Below are 23970 nucleotides of genomic sequence, written 5' to 3' on the forward strand. Positions count from 1 at the left end.
CAAAGGGACAAAGTGACAAAGGTTCAGAGGTTTTAAAATGAAAACCTTTGAACCTTTCTATTTTTAGATTTTAATTGAAAAACTTGAAATTTGAAACAAAACTAATTCTTCGGTTTCAAAACCAATTTAGTCGAAGTCTTTATAATCTCTTCTTTATTCAGTTTCATTTTTCTGAATTTTCCAGCGTTGTACATTTCGGCTTGATCATCATAATGTTTGCTGAATGGATTTCCGGATTGTCCTGTTGGCAAAATACTCCAGCTGTTTTCGATATCAGAGAAATCTACAATTCTTCTGGTTGAAGGGCCTCCTTTGGTGTAATATTTTCCTTCCTCATTAAATCCAAAAAATAAATTATTGATGACTTCGTTTGAACCTGGAGAATTAAACGGACCAACATTAAATAATCCTCGAAGTGCTTTCACTTTTCCCAACGGATGTTCATGTTCTACTGTGTGAACTTGTCCCCATTTCCAATCTGAAACTTTATTTCCTAACTGATTTTGTAATGCTTTAATCGCATCGTGAAATGATTTAGTAACGATTTGTTTTCTAGTTTCTTTTATATTTTTGGTTTTGATATCATCCCACCAAACCGAATTTTCATTTTTAATCTGATTGGCGATAACTTGTTTTCCAACTGAAATTCCGAGAAATAAATTGAAGTTTTCTTTACCCATTTCGTCTTCAAAAGTATTTTTTAGATACAAATAAATCCATTTGTTGTAAATCGTTGGCGCAACATCTTCCAGATTGGTTGTGCCCTTCCAAGATTTTAAAACATTAATGACTTCTTTTTCTTCTGCTGAAGCAGAACTAAGATCAGTATTTGAAATCAAGTTTTTCACGACCTCAACTGCAACATCCGAAGTATTATCATAAATCATTTTACTAATTGCTTCTTTATCCCAATCTGATTTTGCATCGAGAATTCCGGAGATTCTTTTCGCACGATCTTCTGGCAGATAATATCCTGGATACAAGTAACCATTGTCTATAGTTTCAGGCTGATTATTGGCAGAATAAACATAACCCCATTCTGGATTTTCTGCCGACGGATTTTGTTTGAAATCTAAATATTTTACAATATCATCTTTCCCGCTTGCGCCGTCTAGAATTAAATGAGTATTTACACCTTCGTTATGTCTGTATAATTTTCCTGTTGCCCACCAGCCTACATTTCCTTTAGCGTCTCCATACATTACATTCAATCCTGGCGCAGCGATTAAACTGGCTGCTTTTTTAAATTCTTCTTTGTTTTTAGCATGCGAAAGTCCATATGCCGCATCCAGAATCTGAATGGGCTGATGCGTATAAGTCCACATCATTGCAATTGGATTTTTCTTTTCCAGACGTTCCATAAAATCATTCATAATTGGCCCATGACGACTCGATTTAATCGTCAGAACCACATCTGAAGAATCTTTTACTTTTATTGTTTTTTTTCTGATTTCATATTTTGCAAAACCAGTTGGTATCTGATATTGATTAGTATCGTCAGCTTTATTTTTTTCCTGATAAAAATCGATATCATCATTTTCAAACATCGTTAATCCGTAGGCATAATCACGGTTATGTGCCAGTAACGGAAATGGAGTTCCGGCCAAATAACAGCCATACAATTCTTGTTGTGGCGTTACTAAATGCGCTTCGTACCAAGTGGCAGGTTGTGAAAAACCAATATGCGGATCATTAGCAAATATTACTTTTCCGCTTTTTGATTTCTTCGGTCCAACAACCCAGCTATTACTGCCTATAAATGGTGGAATTGGAGACTGATCCAACATTGCTGTAATAGACTTTGAAATTTCTGCATATTCTTCAGTATTCTGTTTTGAAATTTTGATTCTAGTGGTATTAAACTCGCCTTCAATGCCTAAATCTTTCAAATAAGAATCCCCATATTTATTGCGAATATCAGTCAACAACGGATCCGTTTTTTGAGCCATCGCAAAACTGAAAGACATATACCCGAAAATATTATAAACGTCTTTTATTGTGAATTTTTGTTTTTTAACTCCAACCAAAGTGAACTCAATTGGCGTTACACCTTCTTCTAAATATTGATTAATTCCATCCAGATAAGCCTGAGTCAATTTATAGCTTTCACTGTTTTTGTCTAATTGGGCAATCGCTTTCGCGGAAGCTTCTTCGATCCCAATTCCTGCAAAAAACTGATCATTTTTAAGTGCAACTCCACCAAAAATTTCAGCCAATCTTCCTGGAGCAATTCGGCGCAATAATTCCATCTGCCACAATCTTTCCTGCGCGTGTACATAACCAAGTGCTGTCATCGCATCTTTTTCTGAGTCGGCGTAAATATGTGGCACTCCAAATTCATCAAAATATACTGTTGTGGGTTTATCCAAATTTTTCAATTGTAACTCTCCTTCGTATTTGGGTTTTAAATGAAAAATATAACCACACAAACCAATCCCAAGAAGTACAATAAGTACCAATAAAACCAACAGAATCTTTTTAAGTATTTTCATATCGAGCAAAAAAATATAAATAAATGAATTCTAAAAAATGATGTAACGAAATTGAAGAATAATGTAAATATCCTTCTTTTTAAAACTCTAAATTTATGTATTTAAAATTAATAGAGTAAATGTCAATCTATAAAAAAATAGCGATCGGAATAATTTCTTTGTTTATCATTGTGCTTTTAGCCAATTTTGGACTGAATTACTGGATTAAAAAACAGCTTCCGATTATTATCCATGAGAAGAATAAAACAGCCTACAATATCAATTACGAAAAAATAGAAGTTTCTCTTTTCTCCCGAAATATCTACGCACATACTTTATTGGTCAATCCGAAAAATGAGCCAAAAGACAGTAAAAATGGTCTTTTTACCAAAATAGAATCCATCACAATCAAACACTTTAATATTTGGGATCTGGCTTTTCGCGATATTATTCAGGCCGAAAGTATTATCATCAACAAACCACGTGTAATTCTATATAAAAAAGGCGAGAAACTTTTAAATAACAGTAAAAGCATTAAAAACGAAATCGTCGAACCATTTCGAAAAATTATCGGCGTTTCGAATATTTATCTGAATGACGGAACTGTTGATGTGGTTTCTTTGGATACTCAAAAACCCATTTTCAGCGTTAAAAAAATTCTTCTAAAATTAGAAGGCATTTTAATAACCGATGCGACTTTGAAAGAAAAAATTCCGCTTCAGTATAAAAGTTATGCCTTAATATGTGATAGTTTATTTTATCGTCCAAGTGCTTTTTATCATATCACAATTGGTAAAATCAATACTGAAAAGAACTTTTTAGCAATTAATAATTTTGCTAATATTCCGCAGTTTTCCCGTCCAGAATTTGTAAAAAGACTAAAAACAGAGAAAGATATTTACACTCTGAAAGTAGATTCAGCCAGTATTCAAAAAATGGATTGGGGATTTAAAAATGATCGTTTTTTCTTTAAAGCAAATTCGCTTGTCATCAATCATTTTGATGCAAATATTTATCGCGGAAAAATGCCAAAAGACGATTTGAGCAAAAAATATCTTTATAATCATTTACTACGAAATATAAAATTTCCGTTGCAAATTGATACACTTCAAGTATTAAAATCAAAATTGGTTTACGAAGAAGAAATAGATTTTTCTAAAGGCCCAGGAATTTTAACTTTTGACAAATTCAACTTGCAGGCAACCAATCTGCGAAGTGGTTTTGGGTTGAAAAAAACAGCTGATGTCAAAATCAAAGTGAAAACCATTTTCATGAAAAACTCTCCGCTCGATGTAGATTGGAGTTTTAATGTTTTGGATAAAAACGACGGCTTTCATATTCAGGGTGTAATTTCAAATTTTGATGTGAGAGCCATGGGACAGTTCAGCAAACCTTATATGAATGCTTCCTTTACCGGAGTTTTCAATAAATACCGTTTTAATTTCTATGGAAATGACAATATTTCAAAAGGAAATGCTTCTCTTGATTATGACGATCTAAAAGTAAAATTATACAAAAAGAAAAACCCAGAGAAAGAAGCCAAACTAAAATCGGCAATCGCTAATTTATTGGTGAAAAACGATTCTAAAGACAAAGCCAAAACTGCCGATGTTGAAATCGAACGAATTCAGGAAAAATCATTCTACAACTTTTTATGGCGAAGCATTGCGGAGTCTTTGAAGAAGATTTTGATATGATTTTTTTTCGCCACGAATTCACGAATTTTATTTAAAATGATTGTGTTGACAAACAATATTACGAATTGTAAATAAACATCGCCCGTGGTTTCAATCAAAGAGAACATATTGTGGGAATTCATTATGGAAATTCGTTGTGTTCCTGCGGTTTCAACCGCAGGCTATGCAGCCAGACATTTAAAATAAAATTCGTGAATTCGTGGCTAACAAAACTTTACCCGCAAACCTGACAATTATCAGCTTTTAAAAAAATCCTTTTTCCAATATTTGTCTCTATTTTAATTGGAAGACAAATGACAAAAACACCTATACACACTTTTCATATTCCCGTAATGGGGCTTGCGTACACAATTGACAGTCCGATTCGTGTGGCGCAGTACGGGATTTCGTCTGTTATCGCTCTTGCTGATGACGATTTAATTGAAAAGATGCGTAATTTTTATAGCAATAAATTCAATATCCCGTACGAAGAAATCACACAGAAATTTCATGACTACCGCGCCGAAAGAATTACTTCTTATCTCAATTTGGTTGACAAAATCGTCAAAGAAAAATTTGAAAATTTTAAAACAGAATTAGCAGAAAGCAAAACCGCTCTTGAAAATTTTATGTCGATGTTACCAAACACTTCTGACATCAAAAAAGGATTTCAGAATTTATTGGATGACGGAATCGCTTTTAAAGAAAACATTCAGCAGTATATCGAATCACATCTTTTTCCTGGCGAAATTGATGTGAACATTATGACGAAATTGGACAAAGATAACTTCGTAAAAAACGAACAACTTCCAGTTGAGTTTAATGATGCACATGCCGCTTTAAGAGGTTTTGCGAACAGTAATTTAGAATCTTCTGTGGTACTTTCTGCTGGAATGAATCCGAGATTGTTTGGTTACTTCGAAAATTTTGCAGCCTTTTTCCCGAATGAAAATAACGAACTCAAAAAGAAAATCATTCTAAAAGTAAGCGATTTTAGATCGGCAATGATTCAGGGAAATTTCCTGGCTAAAAAAGGGCTTTGGGTTTCAGAATACCGAATTGAGTCAGGATTGAACTGCGGTGGCCACGCCTTCGCTACCGATGGACTTCTTTTAGGTACCATTTTAGAAGAATTCAAGCAGAAAAAAGAACAATTAGTACAATCTGCCCACGATTTAATGATTAAAGCTTTACAGGCAAAAAATCAAGCTTTTCCTGAAAAACCTTTAGAATTAAAAATCACAGTTCAAGGCGGTGTGGGAACTTCAGAAGAACATGAATTTTTATTGGACGAATACAAAGTCAATGCTGTTGGCTGGGGTTCTCCATTTTTATTGGTTCCAGAAGCTACTTCTGTAGATCAGGAAACCCGCAATTTATTGATGAAGGCCAAAGAAGATGATTTTTACTTAAGTAATATTTCGCCTTTGGGAGTTCCATTCAATACTTTGAAGGGAACAACAAATGAATTTCTGAAACAAAAAAGAATTCACGAGAATAAAGCGGGAAGTTCCTGTCCTAAGAAGTTTTTAGCATTAAGCAAAGAATACGATCCACACGGAATTTGTACAGCTTCTAAAAAATATCAGGATATTAAACTCGAAGAATTAGAAAACAAAAAAGACAGTTTATCTGCAGAAGACTTCGAAAAAAGCAAAATCAAAATAACAGAGAAATCGTGTTTGTGTGTTGGTTTAGCCAATGCTTCTTATCTTGAAAATGATATTAAAATAAAAGGTCAGGCACAAGGTGTAGTAATTTGCCCAGGGCCAAACTTAGCTTATTTTGATCAGGAAGTTTCTTTAAAAGAAATGATACAGCATATTTATCAGGGAAAATCAGTTTTGAGAACCGACCGACCTAATTTGTTTGTAAAAGAATTAAAAATGTATGTTGATTATTTCAGAAATGAAATTGAAAACATTTCTGGAGAAGTAACTGCCATTCAAATTAAAAAATGGAATTCTTTCAAAACAAATATTTTGGGTGGCATTGAATATTATCACAACCTTTTCTCTTCTACTTTTTACTTTAAAACGGATGAAAAGAAAATTAAAGACCAATTCGATTTTTATAAAACAGAATTAAATGCCATTCAAATTCCTACGCTGGAATTAGTATAAGCTAAACCGCCGATTTAGAAATTCTAAATCGGCGGTTTTATTTTATAGAAATTAAACTCTATTCTTTCTTTTTGTTTTTACTGTCAATAACAGCACCTGTTCCTGTTCCTAAAGCAGCACCGGCTAATCCACCAATAATAGCACCTTCGCCTTTTTTCTTACTCACAATTGCTCCGGTTGCAGCTCCTACTCCAGCACCAATTACAGCACCTTTAGCAGTTGCACTCCATCCTTTCTTTTTAGTCGTCGTTGTGGTAGTTGTAGTTTGCCCATTTGCTGGCTGTTGTACCACAACCACTTTTTGAGATTCAACTTTCTGCTCTTCTTTTATCTTCGCCATTTCAGTCTTCATTGAATCGATAACACGTTGTTTGTTAATTTCAACTTTCATGGAATCAATACTGGCTTGTTTGGCTTTGTTTACATCTTCTTTACTTTGATGCTGACATGAAGTAAAAATTATCGCTGCTAATAAAATATATAAGCCTTTCATGATTGTAGTGATTTAAAATTATACACTACAAAATACGGAATATCTGCTATAATAGTTATTACAGAATTCTTTTGAAAATTTATAAGATTAGAAGATTTTGTATTGTTTCTCGAAGAATTTTTACTGAAAGTTTAAATGATTTAATCTCGCAGAGGCGCAGAGGGGCAAAGTTTATTCTCATTTTTGTGGTTAAAGATTTTTTCACGCAGATTTAAAAAGATTTAAGCAGATGTTCGCGGATTATTTATAGAAATCATTTTAAATCTGCTAGAATCTGCAAAATCTGCGTGAAATAATTTACTTCCCTAAAATCCCTTTTTTCAGAATCTGTCCAAAGTCATACATATCTTCGTAAGAGCAATATAATGGAACTGGTGCCAGACGAATTACGTTTGGTTCACGCCAATCTGTGATCACTCCGTTTTTCATTAAATAGTCAAATAAAGCTCTTCCTTCTCCGTGCAAAAACACTGATAATTGAGAAGCTCTTTCTTCTGGGTTTGTTGGTGTAATGATTTCGAAAGTACTTTCGACCTCCTTGTCAATTTCGTGAAGAATAAATTCTAAATACGACGTAATATGATCGCGTTTTTTAATTAAAGCATCCATTCCAACTTCAGCAAACATTTCTACAGAAGCTAAGTAAGGTGCTAATGAAAGAACTGGAAGATTACTAATCTGCCATCCGTCTGCCCCATGAACGGGATCAAAGTTTGGTTCCATTTTAAAACGGCGTTCTTTGTTATGTCCCCACCAACCTGCAAATCTTGGAAGTTCAGAATTATGATGATGTTTTTCATGAACAAAACAACCAGAAGCATTTCCTGGACCTGAATTCATATATTTATAACTGCACCAAGCCGCAAAATCTACATTCCAATCGTGCAGTTCTAATTTAATATTTCCTGCTGCGTGTGCTAAATCCCAACCTACTTTTGCTCCTGCTTTTTGTCCAGCTGCGGTTATCGTTTTAATATCGAAAACTTGTCCGGTATAATAATTTACGCCGCCAATTAGAACTAACGCCAGCTCATCTCCTACTTCTTCAATTTTAGCTAAAACATCCTCTAAACGAATATTATGTTCGCCTTCACGACGTTTGATTTCGACAATCGCATCTTCTGGTTTGTATCCATGAAAATGAACCTGACTTTGAAACATATATTGATCTGATGGAAATGCTTTTTCTTCACAGATAATCTTATAACGTTTCCCTTTTGGCTGATAAAAAGAAACCATCAGTAAATGAAGATTCACGGTTAAGGTGTTCATTACCGTAACTTCAGATGGAAGTGCTCCCACAATTTTACTCAATGGTTCAGAAAATCTTTCTTGATAATCCCACCAAGGTTTCTCAGCATAAAAATGACCTTCAACAGCCAGTTCTGCCCAATCATTCATTACTTCATCTATGTAGGTTTTGGTACGTTTTGGCTGTAATCCTAAAGAATTTCCTGTAAAGTAAATTACTCGTTTGTCATTTACTTTAGGAAAAATAAATTGTTCCTGATAATGGTTTAATGTGTCTTTCGAATCTAGCTCTCGTGCAAATTCGCGTGTATTTTGAAAAGTCATTGTGTTTTTTGTTTTGTCTGCTAAAATAACAAAAATTGTTTGTTTTGTTTCAGGTTTAAAGTTTGAAGTTGAAATGCTTTGTGTGATTTAACGCAAAGAGCGCAAAGATTTTTTATCAAGCTTAACGTTTACAAACGCTAAGTACGCAAAGCTTTGCGTTCTTTTGCATCTGCCAAACACAAACCGAGCAAAAAAATCTTTGCGCTCTTTGCGGTAAATTTCGCAACAAACATCAAATCTGAAACTTGAAACCATTAAAAACAAAAAACCCGACAGATTAAAAACTTGTCGGGTCTTCCTTATAAGATAAATTCTAATTAAAGAATTAACATCGCATCTCCGTAAGAATAGAATTTGTATCCTTCTTTGATTGCTTCTTCGTATGCTTTTTTCATTAAATCATGTCCACAGAAAGCAGAAATCATCATTAATAATGTTGATTTTGGTGTGTGGAAGTTTGTAATCATACAATTCGCAATGCTGAAATCATGAGGAGGGAAAATAAATTTATTTGTCCATCCTTCATAAGGATTCAAAGTATTTGCAGAAGAAACAGAACTTTCGATGGCACGCATAGAAGTTGTTCCTACAGCACAAATACGTTTTTTATTTGCTTTTCCTTCGTTTACAATATCACAAGCCTCTTGAGTAATAATCAATTCCTCAGAATCCATTTTGTGTTTAGATAAATCTTCAACTTCAACTGGGTTAAAAGTTCCTAAACCAACGTGTAAAGTTACCTCAGCAAAATTCACTCCTTTGATTTCTAATTTTTTCAAAAGGTGTTTTGAGAAGTGTAAACCAGCAGTTGGTGCCGCTACGGCTCCTTCTTCTTTTGCGTAGATTGTTTGGTATCTTTCAGCATCTTCTGGCGTAACGTCTCTGTTGATGTATTTAGGAATTGGAGTTTCTCCAAGTTCTGTCAATTTATTTCTAAATTCTTCATAAGAACCATCGTACAAGAAACGCAATGTTCTACCGCGAGAAGTTGTATTGTCTATTACCTCAGCAACTAAAGAATCGTCATCACCAAAATAAAGTTTGTTACCAATACGGATTTTTCTAGCAGGATCTACTAAAACATCCCATAAACGTTGCTCAGAATTTAATTCTCTTAACAAGAAAACTTCAATTCTAGCTCCGGTTTTTTCTTTGTTTCCGTACAAACGTGCAGGGAAAACCTTTGTATTATTTAGAATTAAAACGTCTCCGTCATCAAAATAGTTGATCACGTCTTTAAACATTTTATGTTCGATAGTGTTTTTTTTACGGTCAATTACCATTAAACGAGATTCATCTCTATTTTCTGCTGGAAATTCAGCCAAAAGTTCTTTCGGTAAATTGAAATTGAAGTGTGATAATTTCATATTTGAATTGTTGATTTTAGAGTGTAGCTTTTAGATTTGTTTATCTAAAAATTTAAATCGGATGCAAATATACGATTGTGAGATAGGCGTTGTCAAGTGTTTTGACGTTTATTTTCAAAAGTCCTTGATTTTGTGAGGTTTTCAGAATCTTTAAAAATGTGTTTTTGTATAAAAAAAACTAATTCCACATTTTTTTTGTCATTTCGACGAAGGAGAAATCACACCAGAAACTCCACACAGCATATCGCCAATCTTTGTAGAATCCCGAGTGTGATTTCTCCTTCGTCGAAATAACATACTTTGCGATAATATCCAAAATGACGCATAAAAAAACCTCTGGTTGAAACCAGAGGCTATATGATTAAGCTTTATTTAAATAAACTTATATAACTTATAGGATTCAAAAAATTTTACAATTCTGAGATTTGAAAATTTAACGCTTTTAAATCATTCCAAAAATCTGGATATGATTTAGAAACTACCTCAGCATCATCAATAATAATTGGAACTTTAATGGCTAAAGGTGCAAATGCCATTGCCATACGGTGATCGTTGTAGGTTGCAACATGTACATCATGGTTAATAGCTTCTGAACGCTCTAAAGTCAAACTATCATTAGTTACCGAAATATTCGCTCCTAATTTTGTAAGCTCGATTCTCAATGCTTCTAATCTGTCAGTTTCCTTAATTTTTAAAGTATGAAGACCTGTTAAGTGACATCCAATTCCTAAACCTAAACATGTTACAACTATTGTCTGAGCAATATCTGGAGTATTATTCAATTCAAAATTTACATCTTGATAATTGAAACCAGCTACTTTTTCCAAAGTCATTTTGTTATTCTGGAAAGTCGTTTTCACACCCATTTTTTCATAAAGAGAAACTAATTCTGAATCTCCCTGAAGACTGTTTTCTTTATAACTGCTCAAAGTGATTTTTGCAGATTCAGATAAAGCTACCAAACTAAAGAAATAAGAAGCCGAACTCCAATCTGATTCTACAACCATTTCTTTTGATTCAACCGATTCTTTAGGGAAAACTTTGATTACATTTCCTTCAAAGCTTGTTTTGATATCTAAATCATTAAGCAAAGCCAAAGTCATTTTGATATATGGAATCGAAGTGATTTCTCCTTCTAAAGTCAGTTCTAAACCATTATCTAATTTTGAAGCCACCAATAAAAGCGCCGAAATATATTGACTGCTTACATTTGCAGCTAATTTTACTTTTGATTCTGTTACTTTTTTTCCTTTGATTCGGATTGGTGGATAACCTTCTTCTTTTTCATAAGTGATTTCAACACCTAACTGCGCTAAAGCTTCAACCAAAATTTTGATTGGGCGTTCCTGCATTCTGCTTGATCCTGTCAAAACTACTTCTCTTCCTTCGTTAACCGAAAAATAAGCTGTAAGAAAACGCATTGCTGTTCCAGCATGGTGAATATCTACAATTTCGTCATTTCCAGCCAAAGCTTTTTGCATTACTTCGCTATCATCAGAGTTTGAAGTATTGGCTAAAGTAATATTTGGGAATAAAGCTTTTAGTAATAATAAGCGGTTGGTTTCGCTTTTAGAACCTGTAATATTGAGTTGCGAATCATCAATGGTGAATGGTGAATTCGTCGTTAATTTTAAATTCATGATATTAGTTATGAGTTGCGAATTATGAGTAACATAATCCAAGCGTGCAATTTACCACTCCTCGCCCGTAAATCAAAATTCGCATTGAAATTTCACAATTATTTCAATTTATCATTGTTTTTGTGACGATCTTTATCTCTAACCGATTTTAAGTCCATTTTTTTATCAAAAGCAGCTTGTAAATCGATTCCTGTTTGATTGGCCAAACATAAAACCACGAAAACAACATCTGCCAATTCTTCGCCTAAATCTTTGTTTTTATCACTTTCTTTTTCTGATTGTTCTCCGTAACGGCGGGCAATAATTCTGGCAACTTCTCCAACTTCTTCTGTAAGTTGTGCCATATTAGTCAATTCGTTAAAGTAACGAACTCCGTGTTCTTTTATCCAGGTATCGACGTCTAGTTGTGCATTTTTCAAATCCATTTTTAAGCTTTTTTAAGGACAATTTTTTCATTTTGACTAGCAATCATTTTTTGAAACAGTGTTTTCAAAGCATTGTAGTGGTCAGCTGCAAAAATACTATTGTTAATGTCTTTTGAAAAGCTAAATTGAATTTTGTTTCCATCATTTAAAAAATTTAATGCCATATTTATAGATTTATCTTCTAAAGAAAGTCTTATAGGAGCTGGCAGTGTTTCTATCACATAACCATCTGGAATTTCTAAATTCACAAAAAGCTTTTCTTGTTTTGGATAGCCAAAATAAATTCCCATCTGTCTATTTTCCTGAACAAAAGGATTTTTGGTAGTCCCATAAAACAGCATTGGATTGATGTATAACTTACCTCCAATACTTTCCACAAAATTTTCAGTTTCAAAACTAAAAGTCTCCACTATTGGATCAGATATGTTGGTGATTTTATTTGTTATTGCATAATCCGTAATCTTTAAATTACCTAACTTCTCTTCTAATTTCTCAAGATAACTATCTTGATTTCTGTTTCCATTTTGAACCCTAAATTTATAAGCCTCATAATCTGTTCGCTGAATCCTTATTTTCCCATCAATCTTTCCGTTTTCGTTTAATTTGATAGTGATACTGGCATTTTCTCTAGATGGTTTTATAGGAACTAAATCAATTTCCTTAGAAGTTCCGTCGCTCTTAATTAGTCTTCCTTTCCAATTTAAAACATTCAAAGGAAGAATATCAATCGTAGTGTATTTTCTAGAAGCATCTAACAAAACTTGTTTGTCGTCTATCTCTACCGCAACAATCACATAATTAAACCCTGTTCTTGTTGGATAAACAGGCACACCATTTTCAATGGTACTCACTAGAACAGGATTTGCCCCTATTCCAGCCCATTTCAACATATTGAGTAATATAAAATTGATTTCGGCAATATTTCCGGTTTGCTCTTTGTATGCTTTTTCAACTCCTTTATCCGTATAGTAACCATTCTTTTCATTCCAGTTCATTTTGCTTTGAACGAACTGAAAAATGACATTCATTCTGTCTTTTGGTGATTGCACATTTGCAAGTATCTTTTTTACATCTTCAAGCAAAAAACTATTCTTATTAATTTCTTTACCAAAACGATCATCCTTAAAAATTGTTAAAGCAACGCCTTCCCATGTAAGTGCATAATCTTTGACCGGCTGTTCTGGCATTCTAACGCGTTCCAATTCGTGTTTAATTGAACCTCTGTAATTTTCTATATTATTGACATAAGGTTCTTCTTTTAGAGCAGGAATATTCTTTGCAGCATAAAAAGAATTAATCTGCTTGTATGACATACTTCGGCTCTGGCCATATTCATTGCTGAAATTCTGGCTTCCCATTACAATTTTCGAATCACTTTCTATTTTATGAGTTCCTAGTAAAAGAGTTTTGTAAATATAAAACTCTGGGAACTCCGTTTTATACTCAAAATAATTCAACGGAATACTGTACTGAAAATCAAAATCTGGAAACTGAACAATATTTTCAGACTTCAAAACATATTTGTATTCTATGATAGAGCCCTCTTTGACGTTTGGAAATGTTATTCCTTTTTCATTCCAATATTCGTTGATCTTTCTTTTAAATGCTCCCTGATTCTCCAGCTTTGTTTTCTCAATTTTACCATTTTCCAAATTATAAGTTACCACATTGGAAAAAGACAGCAAATCTTCATTTAAGTTTTGGTATCCAACATAATACTGTACTTTTTGATCCGCCCATTTTAAACCTTCTTTTTTATAAATTTTGATTTTAAACTCATAAGTATGAATTGCAGAAAAACCGTTTTTTTCATCATAGGTAAAGACAGTTTTTCCTTTTTTAAACAAAATTGCTGCTGGTGCAGAAGAATCTATCGGATGTAATTTTTCCTGAAGTTCAGCAACAGTAACTTTTCCAAGCTCATAATTTTGAGCTTGGATAGTAATAAGATTTCCAAAGAAAATCAAAAACAAGAGAAAAGATCGCATCAACATATTAAATGCGTTTCAAAACTATTTTCTCCGTTTGTTTTGCAATCATGCCTTTATAATAATCTTTCAGCATTTCGTATTCATCGGTTCCAACAATTGCTTTGTTAATTTGATGTACTATGCTTAATTGCAAAAGACTATCACTTGCCGCAATGTTAAATTTGAAGCTTCCTAAATTGTTTTCCATATTAAAAACTACTGCTTCTGGAAGTGTTTCTACTGTAAAACCATCAGGTATTTTAATTGTAATATTGTATTTATCCAAAAAAGGATAACCAAAATCGACTGGATACTCACGTACCTCCTGTTTAAAAGGGTTTTTATTCTGAGCAAAAAACAACATCGGATTTACATAAATCTTCCCTCCAATAACTTCACATAAATTATTTCCTGTAAATGAGTATGTTTCAACAATTGGAACAAGTAAATCTTTCTCGTTTGTTCGCGAATATTCACTTATCTCAATTTTACCATTATTATTTTCCAATTTCTCCAAATACTCTTCCTCTTTCAATTTTTCGAAATTTTCTCTCGTTATCATCGCATTATAATCAGAACATTGTCTTCTGGTTTTTCCTTTAATTTTACCTTCTGCATCGATATCATAATTCATAAACACAATATCGTTGGATGTTTTTGTAGGCATTAAATTAATTTCTTCTGAAGTACCATCTTTTCTTATCAATCTTCCCATCCAATTCAAAGCTCGCATAGGAAGCATATTTGGAGTTGAATATTTATCGGTTGCGTCTAGTAAAACATATCCGTTTGGAGTTTCTACTGCTGCTATGACATAATTAAAAGCGTTTCTATTTGGAAAAAAGGCAATTCCATTAGAACGTGTACTCACTAAAACAGGATTTGCTGTTAAACCAGCATAACGAAGCATTGCAGTTAGCATTAAATTAATATCAGCAACATTCCCCGTTTTCTCCTTATAGGTTTTCTTCACACCACTATCACAGCTGTAACCTGAATAAGTATTCCATTTCACATTTGATTTTACATGATTTAGAATCACTAATATTTTTTCTTCTGGAGTAGTAACGCCAGCCAATATTTTTTTCAAGTCTTCTTCAAAATATCCTGTTTTGTTCAACTCTGGCCCAAAATCGTCATAATCGTAAATTGTTTTCACAACTGAATTCCAATCGGTAGAATACTCTTTAATTGGACTATTTGGAAATTGTATTATTGACAACTCATGCTCAATACTTGCTCTGTAGTTATTAATATTGTTCACAAAACTTTCATCTTTTAAAGCAGGAACATCTTGAGCTGTATAAGTTACCTCAGTCTCTATATAATCTATTTGATTTCTCTCATGCCCGCTTGCAAATGTAAAACCGCTTCCTCCTCTCACTGAAGTAGTAAAGGCAACTGATTTTGAGTTTTTTGTTGTTTTAACTTTTGGAAATATATACCCTTTCTGTCTTGGTTTAAAAACATAGTATTCTGGATATGCCACTTTAAATTCAGAATAATTTACAGGAATAGAAGTCTGAAAATCCCAGTCACGAATCATTCCATCACTAGGAGATCTAACAGTATAACGAAATTCTATTACAGAACCTTCTTTAACATTAGGCATTGTAATTTTTTTCTGTCCTCTATATTTTGAAAGTACTTCATCAAAAGCTCCATCACTTTTTAGTTTTGTTTTTTCTATTTTTCCACCAATTAGATTATAAGTAACGGCATCTGTAAAAAAAACTTTTTCCTTTAAACTATTGTAATTATAATACCAAACCTCTTGATTAGCCCATTCATAACCTTCTTTTTTATAGATTTTGATACGGGTTTCTACATCCGTAATCATACAAAAACCTTCATTTGGATCTAGCTCCATTCTAGAAACTCCTTTTTTATAAAGAACGGCTGCTACTGCTGAAGTATCCTTTGGATGTACTTTCTGCTCTAATTCTGCAACAGAAACTTTTCCTAATTTAAAATCTTGTGCCGTTAATGTCGAAATAAAAAACAGCAGCAATACTACACTGAGATGTTTGGTAATTTTCATTGGTTTGGTAATTTTTGGTTTTTGGATTCGTTTTGGGTTAATTTTTGGTCAATATTATTTTGGCATTATCATTTCTTGAAACTTGTTCCATAAACAAACGATATTCATCGTATTCTTTGTTTGAATATTTCCCTTTATTTAGAAACATCGATCTTTTATAGATAAGCTTGTTTGAGTCGTTTTTGATGATTTCAGTTTTGTATTCACCAAATTTTCCTTTAAGCTCATAATTTTGAGGTAAAAATTCAATACTGAAACCCGTTGGAAGATTTATTTCTATTTCATCTGTATCTGAATAACCACGCTGGATTTGAAATGGATTTTTACGATTTCTGACTCTCTTTACATTTTCAGAATTTTGATTAAAAGCATCCACAGTAAAAATCATTTTATTTCCTGATATCACTCCATAATTTGATGCTGTTAATTGAACATCTTCTGTAAAACGGATATTCTCCTTATCATTTGTAAAAGCTATTCTACCAAGTTTTAAATTGTTTATGTTACTCCAATAATCTTTGTAATGTTTTTCCTTTTCAGTAGGATGAAATCTTTCTATTTGCTGTTTTCTTCCATATTGAGATCCTTCAGAGCTAATATTTATTACACCAGAAAAAACACCATTTTCGTCTAAAGAATAATTTCCTTTACTAATCTGAGCATTACTCCTTGGTTCATATATTTTTGTTCTAATTATTTCTCCTCCTTCGGGTTTAATTACGATAACTTTTCTATTATCTGTAAAATTAGCTTGATATCCAAAAGGATCATATTGACTCGTACATTCTAAAAAAACATAATTTTCTTTATCTGGTATACATAAAACTGCATGATTTCCTTCTATTGCAAAGAAATCTTCATCAATATCTCTTAAGTCATTATCACCATATAATTCTGTATAATATGATGGAACTCCAACAGCATCTAGAAGTGCTCTTGTATAATTTGATAATGCTTTACAATCACCATATCCTAAACGATCGACATCTGCAGCAAGCATAGGTTTAAATCCGCCAATGCCTAATTGAATACTTACATATCTGGATTTTTCTTGTACATAATGATAGATAATTTTTGCCTTTTTTATAGGATCAGATTCATTTCCTACAAGTGCTTTTATTTTACTTTTAGTTTCTTCGGGTAATATTATAGTTTCTGTTAATATTTTTTCTGAAAACCATTTTCCGTATTCTTTCCAATTTTTTGCATTTCCATCAATTCCTTCGAGATTAAAATATTCCAAGCTCATTGTTAGTTTTGGATATAGTTCTGAAAAAGCTGGACTATAATCTTCAGGTTTGTGAGCTAAAATATTTTTAACAGAATAAGAAAGCTTTGTATCTGTTTCATCAGTCTTTTTTATATCAAAAACCGAAAACTGAGATTCTTTTTTTCTAAATCCAAGTGCATTAGGATATTTGACATTTATAACGCTTTTCTCCACACTTACAAAATAATTATCCAAAGGAAGCCAGCGAGGAATAAATGCAGTATTTGAGGTCTCTATTTCGCTACTATAAACTACTGTGTAAGGATATGATATTGGAGTATATTCTAGATAGATATATCTGCCGTCAGAAGCAAGTGTCGCACCATCTGCAGCACTTACATCTTTAAAATCTTTCTTTTTGATCTTTTTGATTTCGTTTCCAAAAGCATCATATATTGTTGCTTCTATATTTTTAACGGAAGTTCTTTTATTATAACTTTCGAAAGCATTTACAGCACGTGCACCTTTTTCGTTTAGAACTGTTACTGCACGATCTGTTTTAATAACCATATTCCTTTGTGATAAAATAGAGATATCGGTTAAATCAAATCTTACTACAGCATTTGCATTATCTTTAAGGCTGTCTGAAATTTTAAGAATAGAATAATCATTCTTTTGAGCAAAAGAATAAGAGGTAAAAATTAAAAAAAATAATGCGCAACACAGGTTTTTCATTAGTAGGGATTTTCGTCAAATATATATTATTTTCAGAAATCCTTAACAAATGTTTAATAATATTTTACTCCTTGTTTTTACTGTCCATTAAAATCGTGACAGGACCATCATTTAGGAGATTTACTTTCATATCTGCACCAAAAATTCCAGTTTGTATTTTTTTATTAAATTCTTTTTCCAATGTTTTGACAAAGTTCTCATACATTGGAATTGCGAAGTCTGGTTTAGCCGCTTTTATATAAGATGGGCGGTTTCCTTTTTTTGTTGAAGCGTGAAGTGTAAATTGGCTTACAACAATAATATCTCCGTCAATATCCTGAACCGAGCAGTTCATGACATCATTTTCGTCTCCAAAGATTCTCATCTTAATAATTTTTCCGGCAAGCCAATCAATATCTTCTTGAGTATCGGTTTCTTCTATTCCGACTAAAACTAATAAACCTTTTTGAATATCGGCTGTTTTTTGACCATCGACTGTTACTGATGCTTCTGAAACTCTTTGGATAACTACTTTCATTTTTATTTTGATCTAAACGCAGCATAATTAATTAGCCACAGATTACATGGATTAAAAAGATTCTAAATTCTGGCGTTAGATACACTGCAGTGCATCTTTACAAAACAAAAAGATTGGAATTGGGATCCGAGCGTTAACAAACTGGCGAAGCAATTTAAAAATTGGAATTTAAAATTTTTACTTTCTTGTTTCATCACTAGCTGCACGATCTTCACCATAAGTATCTGTGCGGTAATGCTCTTCATCTCCTTCCAAAATTTTCAGATAACTATTGTAACGAGACCAAGCAATTTCATCTTTTTCTAAAGCCGCTTTTATGGCGCAGTGTGGTTCTTCTTTATGCAAACAATTGTTAAACTTACATTGATCTTTCAATCTGAAAAACTCTGGAAAATAACCACTGATTTCTGATGGTTCCATATCTACGATTCCGAAACCTTTGATTCCAGGTGTATCGATAATTCTAGCATCAAAAGACAAATCATACATTTCTGCAAAAGTTGTGGTGTGTTGTCCTTGTTTGCTTTGTTCTGAAATGACAGAAGTTTTTAAATGAAGACTTGGCTCCATAGCATTTACCAAAGTTGATTTTCCAACTCCCGAATGTCCAGAAAACATGCTTACTTTGCCAATCATCATTTCTTTCAGTTGGTCAACACCTTTATTTTCTGTTGATGAAATTCGGAGACATTTATATCCAATTTCCTGATAAATATGCTGGAGATACAATTGATCGTCTAAAGTCTGATCGTTTAGTGTATCAATTTTATTAAAAATAAGAATAGCTTCAATCCCGTACGCTTCTGCAGTAACCAAAAAACGATCAATGAAGCTTGTCGTCGTTGGCGGATTGTCAATCGTAACCAATAAAAAGACCTGATCAATATTAGAAGCAATAATATGAATCTGTTTAGACAAGTTAACCGATTTACGAACGATATAATTTTTTCTTTCGTGAATCTTATGAATCGTACCCGTAATGGCATCTGAAGTTTCCTCTAATTCATAATCCACAATATCGCCTACAGCAATAGGATTGGTACTTTTAATTCCTTTTATTCTAAATTTCCCTTTCATACGGCATTCCACAAAATCTCCATTTTCAGATTTTACGGTATACCAGCTTCCTGTAGATTTATATACGGTTCCTGTCATTCTTTTACTTTAGATTTCTGATTTTAGATTTTAGATTCAAAACCTAAATCTTCGCAAAGATAAATGAATAATTTTAAACATCGTTCAAGGTTTCAACCGCGAGCTATATTATACAAAACAAAAATCCCCATCACTTCTTTCAAAGTAATAGGGATTTTAAAAAACAATCTATTTTTAATATTTTGCTATAAGAAAACTCAAGACCAAAGTTTAGTATAAACTTAAATTATCTTATATCACTTATAGGATTTAAAGAAAATTATGCGTTGAAAATTTTCTCTTGGTGACCAATACTTTCTTGGTGAATTGCTTTGAACATTCTTAAAACGAATTCTTCAGTAAGACCTTTTTTCTCTCCTTCTAAAATCATTTTTCCTAAGATTTCGTTCCAACGGTTATTTTGAAGAATCGCAACATTAGCGTCTTTTTTCACCTGACCAATTTCGTCAGCTACTTTCATACGTTTTCCTAATAACTCTAATAAGTTAGCATCCAATACGTCGATGTTAGCTCTTAATTTTTTCATTTTTTGGCTGTACTCATCTGTAGTATCATCCGTTTTTCTGATAGTCAAATCTTTGATGATTTGTTTCAAAGCATCTGGAGTAACTTGCTGCGCTGCATCAGACCAAGCGTTGTCTGGATCGATGTGCGTTTCGATGATCATACCATCATAGTTCAAGTCTAAAGCTTCTTGCGTTACTTCGAAAATCATTTTACGATCTCCAGTAATGTGAGATGGATCAATGATTAATGGTAAATCAGGGAATTTATTTTGCAATTCGATAGCAATCTGCCATTCTGGAATGTTTCTGTATTTTGTTTTTTCGTAAGTAGAGAAACCTCTGTGGATAACTCCTAATTTCTCGATTCCAGCCATGTGTAAACGCTCAACACCACCTAACCATAAAGCTAAATCTGGGTTTACTGGGTTTTTAACCAAAACAATTTTATCAGTTCCTTTTAAAGTATCTGCAATTTCCTGAACTGCGAAAGGATTTGCCGTTGTACGTGCTCCAACCCATAAAACATCGATATCGTATTCTAAAGCTAATTTACAGTGCGCTGCAGTTGCTACTTCAGTTCCCATTAATAAACCAGTTTCAGCTTTTGCTTTTTGTAACCATTTTAATCCGATTTCTCCAATACCCTCAAATCCTCCTGGACGAGTTCTTGGTTTCCAGATTCCAGCTCTGAAAACACTTACTTTTGAATCTTTCAATTCGTGAGCAATTTTCAAAACCTGATCTTCAGTTTCTGCACTACAAGGTCCAGCTATCACAAGTGGGTGATTTAAATTGAAATCTTCTAACCACTTTCTCATTTCTTTCTTATTTTCCATTTTATTTTAGTTTTTACTTTTTAATTGTTAATCCGTTTAATATCTCTTTTATTTTATTTGTGCTTTCCATTTCTTCAAAAATGGCGTTGTAATCTTCTTCTTTCAGCAGATCCCTAAACCGACTGAGGTTTGCAATATAAGCTTCTAAAGTTTCTAGAACATGTTCTTTATTCTGCTTAAAAATGGGTGTCCACATCGCCGGTGAACTTTTTGCTAAACGAACAGTGCTTTCAAATCCACTACCCGCCATATCAAAAATATCTTGTTCGTCCTTTTCTTTATTCATTACTGTTTTCCCAAGCATAAACGAACTGATGTGCGATAAATGCGAAACGTAAGCAATGTGTTTGTCATGCGAAGTCGGATCCATATATCGAATTCTCATTCCTATTGAAGTGAAAAGATTCAAGGCTTTTTCCTGTAATTTAAAAGCCGTCTTTTCGACTTCACAGATAATGTTTGTTTTTCCTTGAAACAAACCTCTTATTGCTGCCGAAGGCCCAGAAAACTCTGTCCCAGCAATTGGATGCGTGGCGATAAAATTTCTTCTTTTCGGGTGGCTTGCTACCGCTTCACAAATTGGCTTTTTCGTCGATCCAACTTCAAAAACAATTGTTTTATCTCCTACTGCGTCCAAAACTTTAGGTAAAACCGTCAGCGCTACATCTACGGGAACCGAAACAATTACAAAATCGGCTTTTTGAAGATCCTCAAAACTTCCCGCTTCGTCAATAACACCTAAATCAATTGCCTGCTGCAAATGCTCTTCGTTACTGTCGATTCCTAAAATAGTCGCATCAGGATAACGTCCTTTGATGTCTAACACCATCGAACCGCCAATTAACCCTATTCCTATTACGTATACTTTCATATTTCTTTTTATTTGAAGCTGTTCCTGCAAGGTTTCCTAAACCTTGTAGGTTTATATAATTAAGACCTTCAATCCTATACCTACAAGGTTTTGAAAACCTTGCAGGAAATCTTGATACTAAAATCTATCGATTGCTTCTTGTACTTTTTCTTCTTTTACACACAATGAGAATCTGATGTAACCTTCACCATTGCTTCCAAAAATGGTTCCCGGCGTGATGAAAATATGTTTCTCATATAATATTTCGTCAATGAACTTCTCTGCTGATTCGATTCCTTCTGGCAATTTTGCCCAAACAAAAAGCCCGACTCCTTCTTTATACACTTTACAGTTTAACTTTTCAGCTAATTTCTCTGTTAATTCTCTACGGCGTCTGTAAATTTTGTTTTGATCTTCGAACCAAGACTTATCACATTTTAATGCTGCGATGGCACCTTTCTGGATTCCGTAATACATCCCGCTGTCCATGTTACTTTTTACTTTTAGAACTGCATCGATAATTTCAGCATTTCCTAAAACCATCCCGACTCTCCAGCCTGCCATGTTGAACGTTTTACTCAATGAATTTAATTCTAAAGCCACATCTTTTGCTCCTTCAACCTGCAATAAACTCATCGGATTATCATTCAAAACAAAACTATACGGATTGTCATTGATTAATAATATATTGTGTTTTTTAGCAAAGGCAACCAATTTTTCAAATAACGCTAAACTTCCTCTAGCTCCTGTCGGCATGTGCGGATAACCAAGCCACATAATTTTTACTTTCGAAAGATCCAATTTTTCTAAAGCTTCGAAATCTGGTTCCCATCCGTTTTCTTCTTTCAAATCATAATAAACCGGAACTGCTTGAACCAAATTGGTTACCGAAGTATAAGTTGGATAACCTGGATTCGGAATTAAAACATGATCGCCTTCATTTAAAAATGCCAATGAAATGTGCATAATTCCTTCTTTCGACCCCATCAAAGGCAAAATTTCATTATTCGGATTCACTTCAACACCAAACTGATCACGATAAAAATCTGCCATCGCCTGCCTCATTTCTGGCAATCCCTGATAGCTTTGATAACCATGCCCGTTTTCATCTTGAATTGCCGCAGCGACTGCTTCAATTACTGCTTTTGACGGACTCAAATCAGGGCTTCCAATTCCCATATTGATGATCGATTTTCCTTCAGACATCAACTGACGAACTTCTCTCAATTTTGAGGAGAAGTAGTATTCTTCAACTGTATCTAATCGTTTTGCTGTTGTAATCATGATTTCTATTTATTCTCTTTTAGAGTTTTTTTTTATTTCTTAAGCAAAGACTTTTAACTTTCTTATGGTCTGGTATTTTTATATTCTCCCAATACTTTAAAATACTCTGCCATGATATTTAATAATGCTTTGGCTTTTGCAAAATCTTCGTATTTCTCGAATGTCACGTCTACGAAGAATGAATATTTCCAAGGTGTTTCAATTTTTGGAAGCGACTGGATTTTTGTCAAATTCAATTTGCAATCACTCATTACATTCAAAACTGCTGCTAAACTTCCTCTTTTGTGATCTAATTCAAACTTAATAGACGCTCTATTAATTTCGCTTTCCGGCAAAAATGAATTTTGCTTTTTGATAATCACGAAACGTGTCATATTGTTTTTAATCGTTTGAATCGATGACGCGATAATATCAAGATCGTACATTTCAGAAGCTGTTACACTTGCAATTGCTGCAATCCCGGTTAATTGTTTTTCCTGAATTCTTCTTGCCGTTTCGGCTGTATCTTTATCCTCAATCAATTTGATATTTGGATATTGTTTCAAAAAATCCATACACTGCAAAAGTGCCATTGGGTGTGAATGAACTTCCTTTATGTCTTCAATTTTCTGGCCTTTTAAAGCCATTAAATTCTGCTGAATGTTTAAATAATGCTCTCCAATTATGTGTAAATTATTCTTGTCAATCAAAGCATAATTCGGAATAATAGGCCCTGCAATTGAATTTTCGATCGCCATTACGGCCTGATCAGATTTTCCGGCAATAAGGCTGTCGATCAATTCTTCAAAAGACAAACATTCATCAATATCCACATTTTCAGAGAAATACTCCTTTACAACCTGATGATGAAATGATCCTTTAATACCTTGTATTGCAATTTTCGTTGTCATATAGTCAAAAAAAAATCCTGATTTGCATCAGGATTGTATATTAGTTTTATTTGTCTTTTATATTTTTCAAATAACCATAGCACAATCCTCACTTCTACTAAAGAAGAAATAAAAGTTGTTGCTAAAATAAAAACGGTTAGTTGCCATTTTGTTTGTGTTATTTTGTAAATTCTTTGCGAATGTATAAATTATTTTCAGCGCACCAA

17 protein-coding genes are annotated in these 23970 nt (G+C 33.3%); 2 read left to right on the top strand and 15 right to left on the bottom strand.

The genetic code is table 11. The features are described 5' to 3' along the window. Positions 1 to 101 precede the first annotated feature (101 nt). Positions 102 to 2492 carry a penicillin acylase family protein gene (locus P2W65_RS02635; protein ID WP_289663379.1) on the bottom strand — a complete coding sequence of 797 codons (2391 nt, stop codon included), beginning with the start codon at positions 2490 to 2492 and terminating at the stop codon, positions 102 to 104. 119 nt (positions 2493 to 2611) lie between these two features. Between P2W65_RS02635 and P2W65_RS02640 the strand changes: the two genes are divergently transcribed. Continuing rightward, positions 2612 to 4168 carry a hypothetical protein gene (locus tag P2W65_RS02640; RefSeq protein ID WP_289663381.1) on the top strand — a complete coding sequence of 519 codons (1557 nt, stop codon included), beginning with the start codon at positions 2612 to 2614 and terminating at the stop codon, positions 4166 to 4168. A 293-nt stretch (positions 4169 to 4461) separates the two neighbouring features. Continuing rightward, complete coding sequence (locus tag P2W65_RS02645; protein WP_289663382.1) at positions 4462 to 6270, top strand: hypothetical protein; 1809 nt, start codon at positions 4462 to 4464, stop codon at positions 6268 to 6270. Positions 6271 to 6328: 58 nt separating this feature from the next. On the opposite strand, the gene P2W65_RS02650 is transcribed toward P2W65_RS02645, so the two are convergent. From P2W65_RS02650 to P2W65_RS02715, 14 genes are all read right to left on the bottom strand, one after another. Next, complete coding sequence (locus tag P2W65_RS02650; RefSeq protein ID WP_179001723.1) at positions 6329 to 6763, bottom strand: YMGG-like glycine zipper-containing protein; 435 nt, start codon at positions 6761 to 6763, stop codon at positions 6329 to 6331. 297 nt (positions 6764 to 7060) lie between these two features. Further along, complete coding sequence (kynU, locus tag P2W65_RS02655) at positions 7061 to 8338, bottom strand: kynureninase (protein WP_289663383.1); 1278 nt, start codon at positions 8336 to 8338, stop codon at positions 7061 to 7063. Between the two features lie 317 nt (positions 8339 to 8655). After that, on the bottom strand, positions 8656 to 9705 hold the full coding sequence (gene queA, locus P2W65_RS02660; protein ID WP_289663384.1) for a tRNA preQ1(34) S-adenosylmethionine ribosyltransferase-isomerase QueA: 1050 nt from the start codon (positions 9703 to 9705) through the stop codon (positions 8656 to 8658). A gap of 410 nt (positions 9706 to 10115) precedes the next feature. Next, on the bottom strand, positions 10116 to 11345 hold the full coding sequence (gene aroA / locus P2W65_RS02665) for a 3-phosphoshikimate 1-carboxyvinyltransferase (RefSeq protein WP_289663385.1): 1230 nt from the start codon (positions 11343 to 11345) through the stop codon (positions 10116 to 10118). Positions 11346 to 11443: 98 nt separating this feature from the next. Next, complete coding sequence (locus P2W65_RS02670) at positions 11444 to 11770, bottom strand: nucleotide pyrophosphohydrolase (RefSeq protein ID WP_012022600.1); 327 nt, start codon at positions 11768 to 11770, stop codon at positions 11444 to 11446. A 2-nt stretch (positions 11771 to 11772) separates the two neighbouring features. Continuing rightward, on the bottom strand, positions 11773 to 13764 hold the full coding sequence (locus tag P2W65_RS02675) for a DUF3858 domain-containing protein (RefSeq protein ID WP_289663395.1): 1992 nt from the start codon (positions 13762 to 13764) through the stop codon (positions 11773 to 11775). A 1-nt stretch (position 13765) separates the two neighbouring features. Next, the gene (locus tag P2W65_RS02680) at positions 13766 to 15781 is read right to left on the bottom strand and encodes a DUF3858 domain-containing protein (RefSeq protein ID WP_289663397.1); all 2016 of its coding nucleotides are present in this window, start codon (positions 15779 to 15781) and stop codon (positions 13766 to 13768) included. A 37-nt stretch (positions 15782 to 15818) separates the two neighbouring features. After that, positions 15819 to 17726, bottom strand: coding sequence for a DUF3858 domain-containing protein (locus P2W65_RS02685; RefSeq protein ID WP_289663398.1), 1908 nt, complete (start codon positions 17724 to 17726; stop codon positions 15819 to 15821). Positions 17727 to 17790: 64 nt separating this feature from the next. Beyond that, positions 17791 to 18243, bottom strand: a complete 453-nt coding sequence (gene dtd / locus P2W65_RS02690) for a D-aminoacyl-tRNA deacylase (protein WP_289663399.1) — start codon at positions 18241 to 18243, stop codon at positions 17791 to 17793. 177 nt (positions 18244 to 18420) lie between these two features. Next, positions 18421 to 19398 carry a ribosome small subunit-dependent GTPase A gene (rsgA, locus tag P2W65_RS02695; RefSeq protein WP_289663401.1) on the bottom strand — a complete coding sequence of 326 codons (978 nt, stop codon included), beginning with the start codon at positions 19396 to 19398 and terminating at the stop codon, positions 18421 to 18423. A gap of 259 nt (positions 19399 to 19657) precedes the next feature. After that, positions 19658 to 20740, bottom strand: a complete 1083-nt coding sequence (locus tag P2W65_RS02700; RefSeq protein WP_091494827.1) for a bifunctional 3-deoxy-7-phosphoheptulonate synthase/chorismate mutase type II — start codon at positions 20738 to 20740, stop codon at positions 19658 to 19660. 13 nt (positions 20741 to 20753) lie between these two features. Then, on the bottom strand, positions 20754 to 21611 hold the full coding sequence (locus P2W65_RS02705) for a prephenate dehydrogenase (protein ID WP_179001743.1): 858 nt from the start codon (positions 21609 to 21611) through the stop codon (positions 20754 to 20756). 117 nt (positions 21612 to 21728) lie between these two features. Further along, the gene (locus P2W65_RS02710; RefSeq protein ID WP_289663404.1) at positions 21729 to 22874 is read right to left on the bottom strand and encodes a pyridoxal phosphate-dependent aminotransferase; all 1146 of its coding nucleotides are present in this window, start codon (positions 22872 to 22874) and stop codon (positions 21729 to 21731) included. 62 nt (positions 22875 to 22936) lie between these two features. Continuing rightward, complete coding sequence (locus P2W65_RS02715; protein WP_012022608.1) at positions 22937 to 23764, bottom strand: prephenate dehydratase; 828 nt, start codon at positions 23762 to 23764, stop codon at positions 22937 to 22939. Positions 23765 to 23970: the final 206 nt, after the last annotated feature.

It is taken from the genome of Flavobacterium panacagri, assembly GCF_030378165.1.
Lineage (GTDB): Bacteria > Bacteroidota > Bacteroidia > Flavobacteriales > Flavobacteriaceae > Flavobacterium > Flavobacterium panacagri.